The sequence below is a fragment of the Micromonospora sp. WMMD882 genome, from assembly GCF_027497255.1.
GTDB lineage: Bacteria > Actinomycetota > Actinomycetes > Mycobacteriales > Micromonosporaceae > Micromonospora.
This window is the reverse complement of sequence record NZ_CP114903.1, coordinates 2,961,246-2,977,252: the sequence shown is the minus strand read 5'-3', so window position 1 is coordinate 2,977,252 and position 16,007 is coordinate 2,961,246. Positions and strand designations below refer to the sequence as shown.

Genomic DNA, 16,007 nt, shown 5'->3' with positions numbered 1-16,007 from the left:
TTCCGGGGCCGGGTCCGGGCGCGGAAACCTCCTGATCAGCGGGGCGGTGTCAGGGGAGGAGGGCGTGGAGGGCGGGGTCGCAGACGCCGGCCCGGGTACGGAACGCGTCGGCGTCGATCCGGACCGGCTCGGACAGGTCGAGGAAACTGTCGTGGTCGGCTCGGGGGTCCCAGTCCCGGGTCGGGATGCGCACGTGGTCGTCCCGGTGGCTCTTGTCCTGGCTGGTGATCCTGAGGACGTCCGCGCCCCGGCGGTCGGCCCGCAGCACCAGGCAGGGGCGCACCTTCGCGCCGGTGCCGTCCGCGTACGGCACCTCCGCCCACCAGATGTCGCCCCGGCGGGGCGTACCGGCGTCGGTGGAGCGACGGTCCCGCGGACGCGGCGCGACGTCCGGGCGGCCGGGGCGGCGGCGGTCGGGCCGACCGCGACCGGGGCGGCGGCGGTCGGGGCGGCCGGCGTCCGGGCCGTGCCCGACGCGGTGTCGCCAACCGCTCCACGCCCAGCCGGCCGCCACGGCCGCCAGCACCGCCACCGTCCAGAGCAGCCACTCCGGCATCGGATCACCCCGCCTTCCCGCTGGTCACCCACCGGGCCACCGGCGCTGATTGTCCCACCCGCCCGATACGGTGCCGGGGTAGCGTGATCGGCGAGGTCGCGGGGTGTCCGCGGGCTCACGGCGTGGAGGGTCGCAGGTGTCCGAGGAAGCCATCCCCCAGCAGGTCAGCCCGGCACAGGCGGCGGCAGCGGGGGGTGAGCCGCCGGCCGACGTCAGTCAACGACACGCCACCCTCGCCCAGGAGCTCACCGACCACCAGTACCGCTACTACGTGCTGGACGCGCCGACCGTCAGCGACGCCGAGTTCGACAAGCTGCTGCGCGAGCTGGAGTCGCTGGAGGACGAGTACCCGGCGCTGCGCACCCCGGACTCACCCACCCAGCGGGTCGGCGGCACGTTCTCCACCGACTTCGCCCCGGTCACCCACGCCGAGCGGATGCTCTCGTTGGACAACGCCTTCGCCGACGAGGAGCTGGCCGCCTGGCACGAGCGCGTCGTGCGGGACGCGGGCGGTCCGGCCCCGTACCTGTGCGAGCTGAAGGTCGACGGTCTGGCGATCAACCTCACCTACGAGCGCGGCCGGCTGGTCCGGGCGGCCACCCGGGGCGACGGGCGCACCGGCGAGGACGTCACCGCCAACGTCCGCAGCATCCGGGACGTGCCGTCCGAGCTGGTCGAATCCGCCGAGTTCGGTCCGCCGCCGGCCCTGCTGGAGGTGCGCGGCGAGATCTACTTCCCGGTCACCGGCTTCGCCGACCTCAACGCCGGCCTGGTCGAGCAGGGCAAAGCGCCGTTCGCCAACCCGCGTAACGCCGCCGCCGGCAGCCTCCGCCAGAAGGACCCCCGGGTCACCGCGTCCCGCCCGCTGCGGCTGGTGGCGCACGGCATCGGCGCGCGGCGCGGCTTCCAGCCCACCGCCCAGTCCGAGGCGTACGCGGCCCTGCGCTCCTGGGGCCTGCCGACCAGCGACCGCTGGCGGGTGGTGCCCGACCTGGCCGGCGTCACCGACTACGTCGCCCACTACGCCGAGCACCGGCACGATGTCGAGCACGAGATCGACGGGGTGGTGGTGAAGGTCGACCCGGTCGCCATCCAGGGCCGGCTCGGCTCGACCAGCCGCGCCCCACGCTGGGCGATCGCCTTCAAGTACCCGCCGGAGGAGGTCAACACCAAGCTCCTCGACATCAGGGTCGACGTCGGGCGCACCGGCCGGGTCACCCCGTACGCGGTCCTCGCCCCGGTCCTGGTGGCCGGGTCGACGGTGGCCCAGGCCACCCTGCACAACGCCCGTGAGGTGGCGCGCAAGGGCGTGAAGATCGGCGACACGGTGGTGCTGCGCAAGGCCGGCGACGTCATCCCCGAGGTGCTCGGCCCGGTGATCGAGCTGCGCCCGGAGGACGCCGAGGACTTCGTCATGCCCGACCACTGCCCCAAGTGCGGCTCGCCGCTCGCCCCCGCCAAGGAGGGCGACGTCGACATCCGCTGCCCCAACTCGCGCACCTGCCCCGGGCAGTTGCGGGAGCGGCTGACCTACCTCGCCAGCCGCAAGGTGCTGGACATTGAGGTCCTCGGCGAGAAGGCCGCGGCGGCCCTGCTCGACTCGGACGTGCTCACCGACGAGGGCGACCTGTTCGACCTCGACGCGGACCGGCTCGCCCGGGTGCCGTTCTTCGTCAACAAGGACGGCAGCCTGGGCAGCAACGCGGCCCGCTTCCTGGCCAGTCTGGCCGAGGCGCGGCAGCGTCCGCTCTGGCGGGTGCTGGTGGCGCTCTCCGTCCGGCACGTCGGCCCGACCGCCGCGCAGGCCCTGGCCCGGCACTTCGGCTCGATGGAGAAGATCCGCGCGGCGAGCGAGGAGGAGCTCTCGTCGGTCGAGGGGGTCGGGCCGACCATCGCGGCGAGCCTGGTCGAGTGGTTCGCCGTCGACTGGCACGTCGCGCTCGTCGACAAGTGGGCCACCGCCGGGGTACGGATGGCCGAGACCACCGGCGACGACGGGCCCCGCCCGCTGGAGGGGGTCACCGTGGTGGTCACCGGCACCCTCGCCGGATTCTCCCGCGACCAGGCCGCCGAGGCGGTCCAGTCGCGGGGCGGCAAGGTCAGCGGGGCGGTCTCGAAGAAGACCGGCTTCGTGGTGGTCGGCGAGAACCCGGGGTCGAAGGCGGAGAAGGCGGCCAGCCTGAAGGTGCCGGTCCTCGACGAGGACGGCTTCCGGGTGCTGCTCGACGCCGGTCCGGACGCCGCCCGGCAGGCAGCACGCCAGGAGGAGTGATCCATGCCGCTGGGGCTTGCGGCCGGCTGGTGGCGTATACCAACTTAATTACGACTACGACCGATTCGCGGTCGTCCTACCGGGAAACTCCGCACCGGAGGCGTTACATGGTGAGCACGGCGCGGCACCGGGCCACGCCGGGCACGTCGGGGCAGCGGCCCCGCCGAGTCACCCGGACCGACACCCCTGGGAGGTGCGATGGACGCCGCGGACCTGCGGAACGCCGTGCCCCCCGCACGGGTGGGGCCGTTCTTCGGGTTCGTCTGCGCGACCGTCGTGCTGGCCGTCGTGCTGGCCGTCCAGCCGCTCGGCGCGTTCACCGGTGACCTCCCCGAGCTGCCCGGCGCGTTCTGGATCATGGCGCTGCTGGCCGTGGTCTGCGACGCGCGTCCGTTCGTGCCGCCGGGGCAGCGGCACACCTCGGCGGTGTTCCCGTCGACCTGCTTCACCTTCGCCATCCTGATCGCCTGGGGGCTCGGCGCGGCGGTGGCGGTGCAGACCGCCGCCGTGGTCGTCTCCGGCTGGCGGATGCGCCACGCCGCCTGGCGGAGCAGCTTCAACGCCGCCCAGTACGCCTGCGCGTTGGCCGCCGCGTACGCGGTCACCCGGCTCGGCCCCGGCGCGGCGTTCGACGACGACCGTCTGCACTGGAGCGGCGCGGTGGCGCTGGCCGGGGCGGCGGTGGCCTGGTTCGTGGTCAGCTACGGCCTGGTCGTCACGGCCGTACGGCTGCGCTTCGGCGACCCGTGGTGGCCCACCGTACGGCGCGGACTCGGCTTCGAGCTGCTCGCCACCGGCTCGTTGCTGCTGCTCGCCCCGGTGCTGGTGGCCGCCGCGCGGGCCAGCGCGGCACTGATCCCGCTGGTGCTGGTGCCGCTGTTCGCGGTCTACCGGATGGCCCGCCTCTCCGCCGACCAGGAACGCCTCGCCGCGCTCGACCCGCTGACCGGGCTACCGAACCGCAAGGCGCTGCTGATGGAGGTCGCCGACCAGGTGCGCCGGCACGCCGAACGCGCCGCCGACGGGGCCCCCGACGCGCAGCTCGCCCTGCTGCTGATCGACCTCGACCGCTTCAAGAACGTCAACGACGCCCTCGGTCACGCCGTCGGGGACCGGCTGCTGGTGGCGGTGAGCGCCCGGCTGACGTCGGCGTTGGGGTCCCGCGACCTGGTGGCCCGGCTCGGCGGTGACGAGTTCGCGGTGGTGACGACCGGCCTGACCGGCGTGGAGGACGCGCGCCGGGTCGCCGACCGGGTGGCCCGGGCGCTCGCCGAGCCGGTCCCGCTGGACGGGCTGCCGCTGGACGTCGGCGGCTCCATCGGGATCGCCCTCTTCCCCGAGCACGGGGAGGACTTCGCCACCCTGATGCGCCACGCCGACGTGGCCATGTACGACGCCAAACACCGCAACGACACCGTCGCCGTGTACGCCGCCGAGTCGGACCACAACTCCGCCGAGCGGCTCAGCCTGCTGGCCGACCTGCGCCGGGTCCTGGAGGCCGCCCCGCCCGCCGCCGTCTCACCCGCTGTGGCCCCGCCCGCCGCCGTCTCACCCGCCGCTGTCCCGCCCGCTGGCCCGCCCGGGGTGACCCGGGGCGGCGACGGCGCGGCGCTGGGCGGAGCGCCGTCCGGTGGTGGAGCGCCGTCCGCCGACGGCGACGAGCGCCAGACCGGCGACAAGGAGCCCCGTGCCGGCGACGGGGGTCATGCTGACGGCGGGCGCGTGGCCGGTGACGTCGAGCACGAGGCTGGCGACGGGCGCGTGGCCGGTGACGTCGAGCGCGAGGCCGACGACCCCGGCGACCCCGGCGGCCGGGGCGGTGGAGGCGGTGGAGGCGGACGCCGGGGCGGTGAAGGCGGACGCCGGGGCTGGCGCTGGTGGGGTCGACGGCGGCGGGACGCGGCGGTGGCCCACCCGGACGAGCTGATCAACCAGATCATCACCGGCGCCGACCCGGTCCGTCGTCGGGGCGGCCTGCCCGCCGTCACCCCGGCCGCCCTGACGGCCACCTCCGGTGGCGCGGACGCCCCCGCCCCGACCGTCGTGGACGGCCCCGCCCCGACCGTCGTGGACGGCCCCGCCCCGACCGTCTTGGACGGCCCCGCCCCGACCGTCGTGGACGGCCCCGCCCCGACCGTCGTGGACGGCCCTGCGTTCGGTGTCGCGGACGCCCCCGCGTTCGGTGGCGCGGACGTTCCCGCCCTGGTCCGCCCGGCCGGCCTGGCCGTCGGCGCGGACGACCTCGCCCCGGCGCGTGGCGGCCCCGGCGGCCGGCACGGGCTCGAACGGGCCCACGGGATGATCGACCCGGGTGACCTCGACCCACGGATCGAGGTCACCGACCCCGGCGTGATCACCATGTACTACCAGCCGCAGGTCTGCATCGACACCGGTGAGGTGGTCGGGGTGGAGGCGCTGCTGCGCTGGCGGCACCCACGGCGGGGCATGGTCGACCCGGAGGAGCTGATCCGGGTCGCGGAGCAGAGCGCGGTGATGCGGCTGCTGACCCGTCGGGTGGTCGACGACGTGGTGGCCCAGCTCGCCCGCTGGTCGGCGGCCGGCAGCACGCTGCGGGCCGCGCTCAACGTCAGCGTCCGGGACCTGCACACCGGGGAGATCGTCGAGCAGATCGGCGAGCGGCTCACCCGGCACGGGGTACGCCCCGAGCGGCTGCAACTGGAGATCACCGAGGGCGCGTTGATGGCCGATCCGCGCCGGGTCCTCGACACCATCACCAAGCTGCACCGGATCGGGGTGGCGATCGCGCTGGACGACTTCGGCACCGGGTACTCGTCGATGCAGCACCTGCGGCGGCTGCCGTTGTCCGAGGTGAAGGTGGACCGGTCGTTCGTCCTCGGCATGGGCGAGGACCCCGACGACGCGGCGATCGTACGGTCGATGATCGAACTGGCCGGGGCGCTCGGCCTGCGGGTCGTCGCCGAGGGGGTGGAGGACGAACGGACCTGGCGGCTGCTGCACGCGGCCGGCTGCGACGTGGCGCAGGGCTGGTTCTTCGCCCGCCCGATGCCGGCGGAGGAGCTGACCGCCTGGCTGGCCAGGTACCGGCCGGTCCGCCCCACCGGCGGCGCGCGGAGGGGGAGTCGGGAGCGCGGCTGACGTGCGTGCCAATAGACTCGCTCGGGTCGCCGTACGGGGTCGTCAGCTCGCCGGTCGGCGCACCGCCCGCATCAGCCGCACCGTCACGAAGGGGGCACCGATGGCCGCCATCTCCCGCGAGGAGGTCGCGCACCTGGCGCGCCTGTCGCGGCTCGCCGTCACCGAGGAGGAGCTGGACACGTTCGCCGGCCAGCTCGACGTGATCCTCCAGGCGGTCGCCCAGGTCGGCGAGGTCGCCGCGGCGGACATCCCGCCGACCTCGCACTCGGTGCCGCTGACGAACGTCCTCCGCGAGGACGTGGTACGGCCCGGCCTGACCCCCGCCGAAGCGCTGTCGGGCGCCCCCGACGCCGAGGAGCAGCGGTTCCGCGTCCCGCGGATCCTGGACGAGGATGTGGCGTCATGACCGACCTGACCCGGCTCACCGCCGTGGAGCTGGCCGCCCTGGTGGCCGGCGGGGAGACCTCCGCCGTCGAGGTCACCCGGGCCCACCTGGACCGGATCGCCGCCGTCGACGACCGGGTGCACGCCTTCCTGCACGTGGACACCGAGGGCGCGCTGGCCGCCGCCCGCGACGTCGACGCCCGCCGGGCCGCCGGTGAGGAGTTGGGCCCGCTGGCCGGGGTGCCGGTCGCGGTCAAGGACGTGCTCACCACGAAGGGCGTGCCGACCACCGTCGGCTCGAAGATCCTGGAGGGCTGGCGTCCGCCGTACGACTCGACGATCGTCGAACGGCTCCGCGCCGCCGGCACGGTGATGCTCGGCAAGACCAACATGGACGAGTTCGCGATGGGCTCCTCCACCGAATACTCCGCGTACGGCGCGACCCGCAACCCGTGGGACCTGGACCGGATCCCGGGCGGCTCGGGTGGCGGCAGCGCCGCCGCGCTGGCCGCGTACGAGGCCCCGCTGTCGATCGGCTCGGACACCGGCGGCTCGATCCGCCAGCCGGGCGCGGTCACCGGCACCGTCGGCGCGAAGCCGACCTACGGCGGCACCTCCCGGTACGGGCTGGTCGCGTTCTCGTCCTCGCTGGACACGCCCGGCCCGTGTGCCCGTACCGTGCTGGACGCGGCCCTGCTGCACGCGGTGATCGGCGGACACGACCCGCGCGACTCCACCTCCATCCCGCAGCCGGTGCCCGACGTGGTGGCCGCCGCGAAGCTGGGCGCGACCGGCGACCTGACCGGCGTGAAGCTCGGCGTCGTGACCGAGTTCTCCGGCGAGGGCGCGGAGCCTGGCGTGGTCGCCGCGTTCCGGGACGCCGTCGACGCGCTGACCAAGCTCGGCGCGGAGATCGTCGAGGTGTCCTGCCCGAACTTCCGGTACGCGCTGCCGGCGTACTACCTGATCGCGCCGAGCGAGTGCTCCTCCAACCTGGCCCGGTTCGACGGGGTGCGGTTCGGCCTGCGGGTCGGCGACGACGGCAACCGGTCGCTGGAGGAGGTCATGTCGCTGACCCGGGACGCCGGCTTCGGCCCCGAGGTCAAGCGCCGGATCATGCTCGGCACGTACGCGCTGTCGTCCGGCTACTACGACGCCTACTACGGGCAGGCGCAGAAGGTCCGCACCCTGATCACCCGGGACTTCACCACCGCCTTCGAGCAGGTCGACGCGCTGATCTCGCCGACCACCCCGTTCGTGGCGTTCCCGCTGGGCTCGCGGACCGCCGACCCGTACCAGATGTACCTGGCGGACCTGTTCACCATCCCGACGAACCTGTACGGCGGGCCGGGCATCTCGGTGCCGTGCGGTCTGTCCGACGGGCTGCCGGTCGGCTTCCAGGTGATGGCCCCCACCATGGCCGACGACCGGATGTACCGGGTCGCCGCCGCCCTGGAGTCCACCCTCGGCACCTTCACCCCACCGGCGCTGTGATCGAGGGGGCGGGATGCTGACGCGGATCGACCCCGCCGGGTGCTCCAGCCCGGGTTGATCCACTCCGTTTCGGTGATATCGGGCTATCGCGGCTGGCGCGCCCCCCCCCGACATCGCCGAAACGGTGTCGGTGCATTGGCGGGGAATCTTCCCGGTGTGGTGGCGGTGCGAGACAGCAAGGACCCGTCCGGGCGGGTGCTGGGCTTCCCTCCGGCGGCCTGGTCCGCCTTCACGCCGCCTCAAGCGCTGATCTGCGTCCGAACGCGCCGAAGGGAGCCCGATCGTCGGGCTCCCTTTCCCGTGCACGGTGCCCGACCCCGGCGGGGCGGGACGCGGACGGGCGGCGCAAACCCGGGGGAGGTGGGGGTGGGGGTGGGTAGCCCCACTAGGCTGGACGGGTTCTGTCCGGAGCGCGACTGGAGCGTCAGATGACCACGACCCTGCCCGCGTACGACGAGGTCGTCGCGCGTTACGAGCCGGTGATCGGCCTGGAGACCCACGTCGAGCTGGGCACGAACACCAAGATGTTCTGCGGCTGCCCGACCGACTTCGGCGGCGAGCCGAACACCCGGGTCTGCCCGGTCTGCCTGGGGCTGCCCGGCTCGCTGCCGGTGGCGAACAAGGCCGCCATCGAGGCGACCATCCGGATCGGCCTGGCGCTGAACTGCTCGATCGCGTCCTGGTGCCGGTTCGCCCGGAAGAACTACTTCTACCCGGACATGCCGAAGAACTTCCAGATCAGCCAGTACGACGAGCCGCTCTGCGTGGACGGCTACCTCGACGTCGAGGTGAACGGCGAGCTGGTGCGGATCGGCATCGAGCGGGTGCACCTGGAGGAGGACACCGGCAAGACCCTGCACGTGGGCGGGGCCACCGGCCGGATCCACGGCGCGACGGAGTCGCTCGTCGACTACAACCGGGCCGGCATCCCGCTGGTGGAGATCGTCACCAAGCCGGTGCCCGGGGCCGGGGCGCTCGCCCCCGAGGTGGCTCGCGCGTACGTCACCGAGCTGCGGGACGTGATCCGCTCGCTGGGCGTCTCCGACGTGCGGATGGAGGAGGGCTCGCTGCGCTGCGACGTCAACACCTCGCTGAACCTGCCGGGCGAGGAGTGGGGCACCCGCACCGAGACGAAGAACGTCAACTCGCTGCGGTCGGTGGAGCGGGCGGTCCGTTCCGAGATGCTGCGCCAGGCGATGGTCCTGGACTCGGGCGGCCGGATCGTGCAGGAGACCCGGCACTTCCACGAGGACACCGGCGAGACCACCTCCGGTCGGTCCAAGGAAACCGCCACCGACTACCGGTACTTCCCGGAGCCCGACCTGGTGCCGCTCGCGCCGGACGCTGCCTGGGTGGCCGAGCTGAAGGCCGCCCTGCCGGAGCTGCCCCGGCTGCACCGCCGCCGGCTGCAGCAGGAGTGGGGCCTGACCGACCACGACATGCAGTCGGTGCTCAACGCCGGCGCGGTCGAGCTGATCGAGGCGACCGTGGCCGCCGGGGCCACCCCGGCCGCCGCCCGCAAGTGGTGGCTGGGCGAGCTGTCCCGACGGGCCAACGAGGTCGGCGTGGAGTTGGCCGACGTCGGGGTCACCCCGGCGCAGGTCGCCGAGCTCCAAGGGCTGGTCGACGCGGGCAAGCTGAACGACAAGCTGGCGCGGACGGTCCTGGAGGGCGTGGTGGCCGGCGAGGGCGCGCCGACCGAGATCATGACCAACCGGGGCCTGGAGGTCGTCTCGGACACCGGCGCGTTGACCGCCGCCGTGGACGAGGCGATCGCCGCCAACCCGGACGTCGCGGAGAAGATCCGCAGCGGCAAGGTCGCCGCCGCGGGCGCGCTCGTCGGGGCGGTCATGAAGACCACCCGTGGCCAGGCCGACGCCAAGACCGTCCGGGAGCTGATCCTGGCCCGCCTCGGGGCGTCGTAACCCCCGATCCACTCCACGCTCGCCAGGAAGGGGCCGCGCCGACCGAGGTCGGCGCGGCCCCTTCCTGCTCGGCGCCCGCCCGCTCGACCGACGAACGCCGCTGCCGTTCCCCGTGCCCCCGTTTCCCGTTTCCCGTTCCCCGTGCGCCTGTTCATTACTGACGGTGGCCGACTGGTCTGCGTGCTCAGGGATAACTCAGCGTGTGGACAGGGGGCAGGTAGCTGCAGCCTCCCGCAGGCTTTGCTCTGCACCCGTATCGGCACCAGGTGGGCTGAGCAGCTCAGTCGGCTACGGTGCCGCCGGGGAAAGTGCCAACCGGCTACTACGGAACGTGTCTGGCGCGTTCGTGAGTGCAGAGCAAAGTGTCGAGAATTGTTGGCAGCTCTCGGCGTGAGATCACCTAGGGTGACGGCCGGGTGATCGCCCCGTGCTGTCCCGACCGTCCCGATCGGCGGTGTTGATGTGACCGACCCGGCGACCGGGCGTCATCGCGGGCCCAGGAAAGCGGCCAGCGAGCACGCCACCGGGTGGTCAGCCGGGGCACGGGCATAACCCCGGAGGTGTCGGCGGGTGCGGGGGGGGCATGCCCGGACGTGTCGGCGGGGCGCGGGCCTGGGAGTGGTCAGCGGGTGGGGGTGGGGGTGACCGGCGCCTCGGCGCCCTCCTTCGGGTTCGGCACCACCCGGCGCTCCAGGTTCACCTGCGCCTGGCCGGTGCCGCCCACCGTGATGTCGTCGTACGCCTGGAGCAGTTTGTCCTGGTCGAAGTAGAGCACGCTCATCGACAGCGGGGTCGGGTCCTCGGTCTCCAGCCCGCGCAGACCCGCCCCGCCGGTGGAGCCCTGCACCATGAGCTGGGTCGGCGGTTGCCCGTCCTGCTGCGGCAGCCTGGACACCTGCCGGTCGTGGGTGTGTCCGGCGAGCACCAGCGGACACGCGCCGGAGAGCGGCCCCGCCGAGGCCGGGTCGTGCACCAGCGCGATGTTCACCGGGGTCGGCGACTTCCGTACGGTGGCGGCGAGCTGCTCGCCGACGGTGATCACCTGGTTCGCGGTGGGCTGGTCGAGCCCACCGGCGGCCGGCGCGGTGCTCTTGTCCGGGGTGAACCGGGGGTCGCCGATGCCGGCGATGGTCAGCCCGGCGACCGTGGTGGTGGCGTTGTCCAGCACGATCGCGTTCGGCTGCCGGGCCACCGCGGCGGCGGTCCGACCCGAGTCGTGGTTGCCCCGGATGTAGACGTACGGCTTCTCCAGCAGGCCGATCGAGCCGACGAAGTTCGCCTCCGGCTCGCTGCCCCAGTCGGTGATGTCGCCGGTGTCGATCACCACGTCGATCTCGAACTGCTCGACGACCGTGCGGATGAGCTGCCAGCCCGTCGGGTTGAGGTGCATGTCGGACACGTGCAGCACCCGGGTGGTGTTCGGCGCCGGCTCGTACACCGGCAGCGCCGAGACCGTGGTGTAGAGCTTGCTGACGTTGCCGACCAGCCGCTTGAGCTGCTCGGCGTACTTGGTGTAGTCGTTGGCGATCTGCCGGACGTCACCGACGATGGCCGGCGCGTTGACCAGCAGACCCTCGTACCGGGGCTCCTCGATCGACTGCGGGCGGATGGTGGACGCGGCCAGGCCGAGGCTGCTCGCGGTGACCACCAGGGCCAGCCCGCCGGCCCACGCCGTCCGGCGGGCGTCGCGGAAGACCAGACCGGCCAGGACCAGCGTGATCAACAGCGTGGCCCCGACCGTACGCAGACCGAGGCGCAGCGCGCCCTCCCGGACGTCCTCGACGGCGGACTCGCTGGCCCGGTTGATGCTCGCCGGGTCATCGATCAACGCCTCGACCCGCCCCTGGTCCAGCGCGCCCAGCTCCACGTTCAGGTGGGCCGGGCCGTCGTGACTGTCCAGCAGGAGCGCCCCCAGCGGGGGGATGTCGATGGTGGTGCCGCCGTCCAGCGCCGGGGTCAACACCATCTTCGCCCGGAACGGCCCGATGTCGGTGTCGACCTGGCCGCCGGCGAGGACGCCGAGGAGGGAGCCGCCCACCCCGATCGCCAGGATCGCCAGGACGACCCCGATCCGGCGGAGTCGGCCGATCCACCCCGTGCCGCGGGGACCGTCGTGGCCGGTGTCCGGTTGCGCGTTCTCGTGCCCGTCGTCCATGGTGAGATTCTGACCTGCCCAACGAGGGATCCTGACAAACCTGGCTCCGCCGGTCAGCTCTTTCCGGCGCCGCCCCCGGCGAAGACGATCCGGAGCAGGCGGTCGTCCTCCGGGTCCGGGTCACCCCGCCCGTCGTGGTTGGAGGTGCTCACCCAGAGCGAGCCGTCCGGCGCGGCGGCCACCGCCCGCAACCGACCGTACTGGCCGGTGAGCAGCTCCCGGGGCTGGCCGAGGACGGCGCCTTCGTCGGTCAGCTCGACCAGCCAGAGCCGCTCCCCGCGCAGGCAGGCGGCGACCAGCAGCCGTTCCACCACCGCCGCGCCCGAGCAGGACGCCTCACCGGTGCCCCACTGCACCATGGGGTCGCGGTAGCGGCGGTTGTCGGCCCGCCCCTCGACCTCCGGCCAGCCGTAGTTGCCGCCCTTGACGATCAGGTTGACCTCGTCCCAGGTGTTCTGGCCGAACTCCACCCCGTACATCCGTTTGCCGGCGTCCCAGGCGATGCCCTGCACGTTGCGGTGCCCGTACGACCAGATGGGGGAATCCGGGAAGGGGTTGCCGGGGGCCGGTTTCCCGTCCGGGGTGATCCGCAGGATCTTGCCGCCGAGGCTCTTCGTGTCCTGCGACAGCGGACGGTTGCCGCCGTCACCGGTGCTGGCGTAGAGGAACCAGTCCGGGCCGAAGGCCAGCCCGCCGCCGTTGTGGATGCCGGCGACCGGGATGCCGGTCAGCACCGGGGTGGGGGCGCCGCCGAGGGTGAACCTGACGATGCGGTTGTCCCGCTCGGTGGAGTAGTACGCGTACACCGTCTTGTCGGTGGCGTAGCCGGGGGAGACCGCGACGCCGAGCAGCCCACCCTCGCCGGACGCCTCGACGTCCGCGATGGTCTGCACCGGGGTGACCGTGAGGCCGTCGGGGCCGGACTCCGGGCCGACCTGGAGGATCCGGCCGTTGTCCCGCTCGGTGACCAGCGCGCCGCCGTCGGGCAGGAAGGCGATCGCCCACGGCACCCGCAGCCCCTTGGCCAGCACCGTGGTCACCACCTGCTGCCCGGCGTCGGAGGACGCGCTGGCCGACGGGGTGGGCAGGTTCGGTGGCTCGCCGGCCGGATCGGGCTCCGGCTCGCCGAGGCTGCACCCGGCGGCGGCCAGCAGCAGGGCGGCGGTGGAGGCCGCCGCCGTCGCGCGGAGGCGGCCGATGCGTGGGTACGGGGCACGGGCGCTCATCCGGACCAGACTAGCCGCTCGTCTCCCGTCCGCCCGCCACGCCGTTCCGCCTCGGCCTGGGCCGCCCGGGCGGCTGCGGCGCGTCGACCGGCCGGTCACCGGGAAACACGCCCGTGCGGGGCGCGGGTCACCCGACGGAGGCGAATCACCGTGCGAGACTGCCAGCCATGGTGAGCACCGAGCAGCCGCCCCGCGTTCCGGTGCCCGCCGACACCGCGCCGGCCCGCCGGTGGCGGTGGTGGTCGGCGGGGCGGGTCGCGGTCCTGCTCGGTCTGCTCGGGGTGGGCTACCGGCTGGCGATGCTCCTGGCCGACCTGCCCCCCACCAACAGCGACGAGGCGGTCAGCGGCCTGGTCGCCGCGCACGTCGCCGAGGGCCGGGAGTTCCCGCTCTACTTCTACGGCCAGTACTACATGGGCGCGTTGGAGTCCTACCTGGCGGCGCCGCTGTTCGCCCTCGCCGGTCCGGGACTGCTCGCCCTGCGGCTGCCGAACCTGGCGCTGTACGCGCTGTTCCTGACCGTGATGTGGCACCTCACCCGCCGGCTGTACCGGCCGTGGTTCGCCACCGCCGTGGTCGGTCTGCTCGCCCTCGGCTCGGACCGGACCCTGAAGAACCAGTTGATCGCCGGCGGCGGCTACCCGGAGATGAACCCGGCCGGCGCGCTGCTGATGCTGCTCGCGGTCAGCCTCGGTCTCGGCGTGACCCGACGGCGACGGCTGGCGTTCGCCGGGTTCGGCCTGGTCGCCGGGCTCACCCTGTGGGACGACTGGCTGGTCCTGCCGTACGTGGCCGCCGCCGGGGCGCTGCTGCTCGCCGGCGGCCACCGCCGGCGGGCCGGGCCGCTCCCGCTCCGCGGGGGTTCCGGGCTGCTCCTGCTCCGCAGGGGGGCCGGGCTGTTCCTGCTCGGCAGGCGGGACGGTGGGGCGCTGCTCGCCGGGCTCGCCGTCGGGCTGCTGCCGGTCGTGGCGCACAACCTCACCGCCGAGCCGGCCCACCGGTCGCTCGCCGCGTACCGGCAGCTCGGCGGGGGGACGCCCGGCGGCTGGGCGGAACGGCTGCACGGTGGCGTCCTGTTCGGGCTGCCGATGGGCGCCGGGTTCTGCGACCCGGGCCGGTGCGCCGGCTGGCAGCTCTGGTGGGGGGTGGCCGCTCCGCTGCTGCTGGCGGTGGCGGCGCTGCTCGCCGTACGCGCGCTGCGGCTCGGCCCGGCCGACGGCCGCGGGCGGATCCGCCAGGGCGGTCGGCTCGCGCTGCTCGTCGCGGCGGCGGTGAGCCTCGGCGCGTACGCGGTCAGCGCCGCCGCCGGCCGTACCCCGGTGGAGAGCGCCCGCTACCTGTCCTGCCTGCTCATCTCGCTGCCGGCGCTGCTCTGGCCGCTCTGGGCGGCGGCCACCGGACGCGACCGCTCGCTGGCGTGGGACGGCGTGCTGCGGCTCGCCGGGCGGGGCGGGCTGGCGGCGGTGGCCGCCAGCGGCGTGGTCGCCACCGGGGCGCTGATCGCCGAGGCGCCCACCCTGACCCGCGCCGACCAGCAGCGGCGTGACCTGGCGGTGGCCCTGGAACGGCTCGGCGTGACCCACTTCTACGCCGAGTACTGGACGTGCAACCCCATCGTCTTCGCCACCCGGGAACGGCTGGTCTGCGCGGTGATCCGGGACGACCTGCGTCCCGGGTGGGACCGCTACCCGGCGTACCCGCAGCGGGTGGCCCGCGCCGACCGGGTGGCGTACGCGCTGCCGGCCGGCACGCCGCTGAGCCGGCGGGTCGCCGACCGGCTGGCCGCCACCGGCGTGCCGGTGGACCGGACGGCCGTGCCCGGGTACGACGTCTACCTGCCCGCCGCCCCGGTCCGTCCGCCGCTGCGGTGAGGGCTATCGTCGGCGGACGTGAAGGTATGGATCCCGCACGAGACCGGCCGCGCTCTCCTGGGTGACCTGCCCGGGCTGACCGTCGAGGTGGCCGAGAGCCCGGACCGGCTGCCCTCCGACCCCGCCGGGGTGCGGTTCTGGGTGCCGCCGTTCCTGTCCGCCGGTGACGTCACCGGGCTGGCCGGCAAACTGCCCGACCTGGCCGTGGTGCAGTTGCTCAGCGCGGGGGCGGACGCCTGGGTCGGCCGGCTGCCGGCCGGGGTGACCCTCTGTGACGCCCGGGGGGTGCACGACTCGGCCACCGCCGAGTGGGTGGTCACCGCGATCCTGTCCCGGCTGCGCGGGTTCGACACCCTGGCCCGCGCGCAGGGCCGGAGCGAGTGGGCGTACGACGAGGTGGTACCCACCGACGAGCTGGCCGGCAAGCGGGTGCTGATCGTCGGCGCCGGCTCGATCGGGGCGGCGCTGCGGGCCCGGCTCGCCCCGTTCGAGGTGGGCTTCACCATGGTCGCCCGGACCGCCCGGCCCGACGAGGGCGTGCACGGCGTCGACGAGTTGCCCGCGCTGCTGCCCGACGCGGACGTGGTGGTGCTGCTGGTGCCGTTGACCGGGGCGACCCGGGGACTTGTCGACGCGGCCTTCCTCGCCGCGCTGTCGGACGGCGCGTTGCTGGTCAACGCGGCCCGTGGGCCGGTGGCCCGGACGGACGCGCTGGTGGCGGAGCTGCGCACCGGGCGGATCTCCGCCGCGCTGGACGTCACCGACCCGGAGCCGTTGCCGGCCGACCACCCTCTCTGGGGGCTGCCGAACGTGCTGCTCACCCCGCACGTGGCCGGCTCGGTGCGCGGGCTGCTGCCCCGGGCGTACCGGCTGGTGGGCGCGCAACTGGCCCGGTTCACGGCGGGTGAGCCGCTGCGGAACGTGGTGACCGACGGCTACTGATCCGGGTGGTCGGTGCCCGACGGGGGCCGGTCCGGCCCGGCTGAGGCGGGTCGGGGCCGGTCCGG

Annotated in this window: 10 protein-coding genes and 1 pseudogene; 8 read left to right on the top strand and 3 right to left on the bottom strand. The window is 74.2% G+C overall.

What is annotated here, in order from left to right; genetic code table 11:
• Positions 1 to 49 precede the first annotated feature (49 nt).
• Positions 50 to 556: a type II toxin-antitoxin system PemK/MazF family toxin gene (locus tag O7606_RS12145; RefSeq protein ID WP_281599178.1), complete on the bottom strand. Its 507-nt coding sequence runs from the start codon at positions 554 to 556 to the stop codon at positions 50 to 52.
• 136 nt (positions 557 to 692) lie between these two features.
• Between O7606_RS12145 and ligA the strand changes: the two genes are divergently transcribed.
• From ligA to gatB, 6 genes and pseudogenes are all read left to right on the top strand, one after another.
• Positions 693 to 2,828: an NAD-dependent DNA ligase LigA gene (gene ligA, locus O7606_RS12140; RefSeq protein WP_281599176.1), complete on the top strand. Its 2,136-nt coding sequence runs from the start codon at positions 693 to 695 to the stop codon at positions 2,826 to 2,828.
• 198 nt (positions 2,829 to 3,026) lie between these two features.
• The gene (locus tag O7606_RS12135; protein WP_281599175.1) at positions 3,027 to 5,945 is read left to right on the top strand and encodes a bifunctional diguanylate cyclase/phosphodiesterase; all 2,919 of its coding nucleotides are present in this window, start codon (positions 3,027 to 3,029) and stop codon (positions 5,943 to 5,945) included.
• 100 nt (positions 5,946 to 6,045) lie between these two features.
• Positions 6,046 to 6,351, top strand: a complete 306-nt coding sequence (gatC, locus tag O7606_RS12130; protein ID WP_281599174.1) for an Asp-tRNA(Asn)/Glu-tRNA(Gln) amidotransferase subunit GatC — start codon at positions 6,046 to 6,048, stop codon at positions 6,349 to 6,351.
• Positions 6,348 to 7,823, top strand: coding sequence for an Asp-tRNA(Asn)/Glu-tRNA(Gln) amidotransferase subunit GatA (gatA, locus tag O7606_RS12125; RefSeq protein WP_281599173.1), 1,476 nt, complete (start codon positions 6,348 to 6,350; stop codon positions 7,821 to 7,823). Before gatC ends, gatA begins: the two co-directional genes overlap by 4 nt.
• Positions 7,824 to 7,880: 57 nt before the next feature.
• A pseudogene (locus O7606_RS12120) lies at positions 7,881 to 8,054 on the top strand (DUF397 domain-containing protein); the annotation flags it as partial.
• Positions 8,055 to 8,251: 197 nt separating this feature from the next.
• Positions 8,252 to 9,748: an Asp-tRNA(Asn)/Glu-tRNA(Gln) amidotransferase subunit GatB gene (gene gatB, locus O7606_RS12115; protein ID WP_281599172.1), complete on the top strand. Its 1,497-nt coding sequence runs from the start codon at positions 8,252 to 8,254 to the stop codon at positions 9,746 to 9,748.
• Positions 9,749 to 10,370: 622 nt separating this feature from the next.
• Here gatB and O7606_RS12110 read toward each other — a convergent pair.
• Positions 10,371 to 11,903, bottom strand: coding sequence for a metallophosphoesterase (locus tag O7606_RS12110; protein WP_281599171.1), 1,533 nt, complete (start codon positions 11,901 to 11,903; stop codon positions 10,371 to 10,373).
• Positions 11,904 to 11,956: 53 nt separating this feature from the next.
• Positions 11,957 to 13,129, bottom strand: coding sequence for a PQQ-dependent sugar dehydrogenase (locus O7606_RS12105; RefSeq protein WP_281599170.1), 1,173 nt, complete (start codon positions 13,127 to 13,129; stop codon positions 11,957 to 11,959).
• A 167-nt stretch (positions 13,130 to 13,296) separates the two neighbouring features.
• Between O7606_RS12105 and O7606_RS12100 the strand changes: the two genes are divergently transcribed.
• Entirely contained in the window at positions 13,297 to 15,000 is a 1,704-nt protein-coding gene (locus O7606_RS12100; protein ID WP_281599169.1) for a hypothetical protein, read from the top strand.
• An 18-nt stretch (positions 15,001 to 15,018) separates the two neighbouring features.
• Positions 15,019 to 15,942, top strand: a complete 924-nt coding sequence (locus O7606_RS12095) for a 2-hydroxyacid dehydrogenase (protein ID WP_281599168.1) — start codon at positions 15,019 to 15,021, stop codon at positions 15,940 to 15,942.
• Positions 15,943 to 16,007: the final 65 nt, after the last annotated feature.

Bases quoted from the DNA above. Each gene is read 5' to 3' on its own strand.
- O7606_RS12110 (WP_281599171.1), bottom strand. From the start codon at position 11,903: ATGGACGACGGGCACGAGAACGCGCAACCGGACACCGGCCACGACGGT.
- gatB (WP_281599172.1), top strand. From the start codon at position 8,252: ATGACCACGACCCTGCCCGCGTACGACGAGGTCGTCGCGCGTTACGAG.
- O7606_RS12100 (WP_281599169.1), top strand. From the start codon at position 13,297: ATGGTGAGCACCGAGCAGCCGCCCCGCGTTCCGGTGCCCGCCGACACC.
- O7606_RS12145 (WP_281599178.1), bottom strand. From the start codon at position 556: ATGCCGGAGTGGCTGCTCTGGACGGTGGCGGTGCTGGCGGCCGTGGCG.
- gatC (WP_281599174.1), top strand. From the start codon at position 6,046: ATGGCCGCCATCTCCCGCGAGGAGGTCGCGCACCTGGCGCGCCTGTCG.
- O7606_RS12105 (WP_281599170.1), bottom strand. From the start codon at position 13,129: ATGAGCGCCCGTGCCCCGTACCCACGCATCGGCCGCCTCCGCGCGACG.
- gatA (WP_281599173.1), top strand. From the start codon at position 6,348: ATGACCGACCTGACCCGGCTCACCGCCGTGGAGCTGGCCGCCCTGGTG.
- O7606_RS12135 (WP_281599175.1), top strand. From the start codon at position 3,027: ATGGACGCCGCGGACCTGCGGAACGCCGTGCCCCCCGCACGGGTGGGG.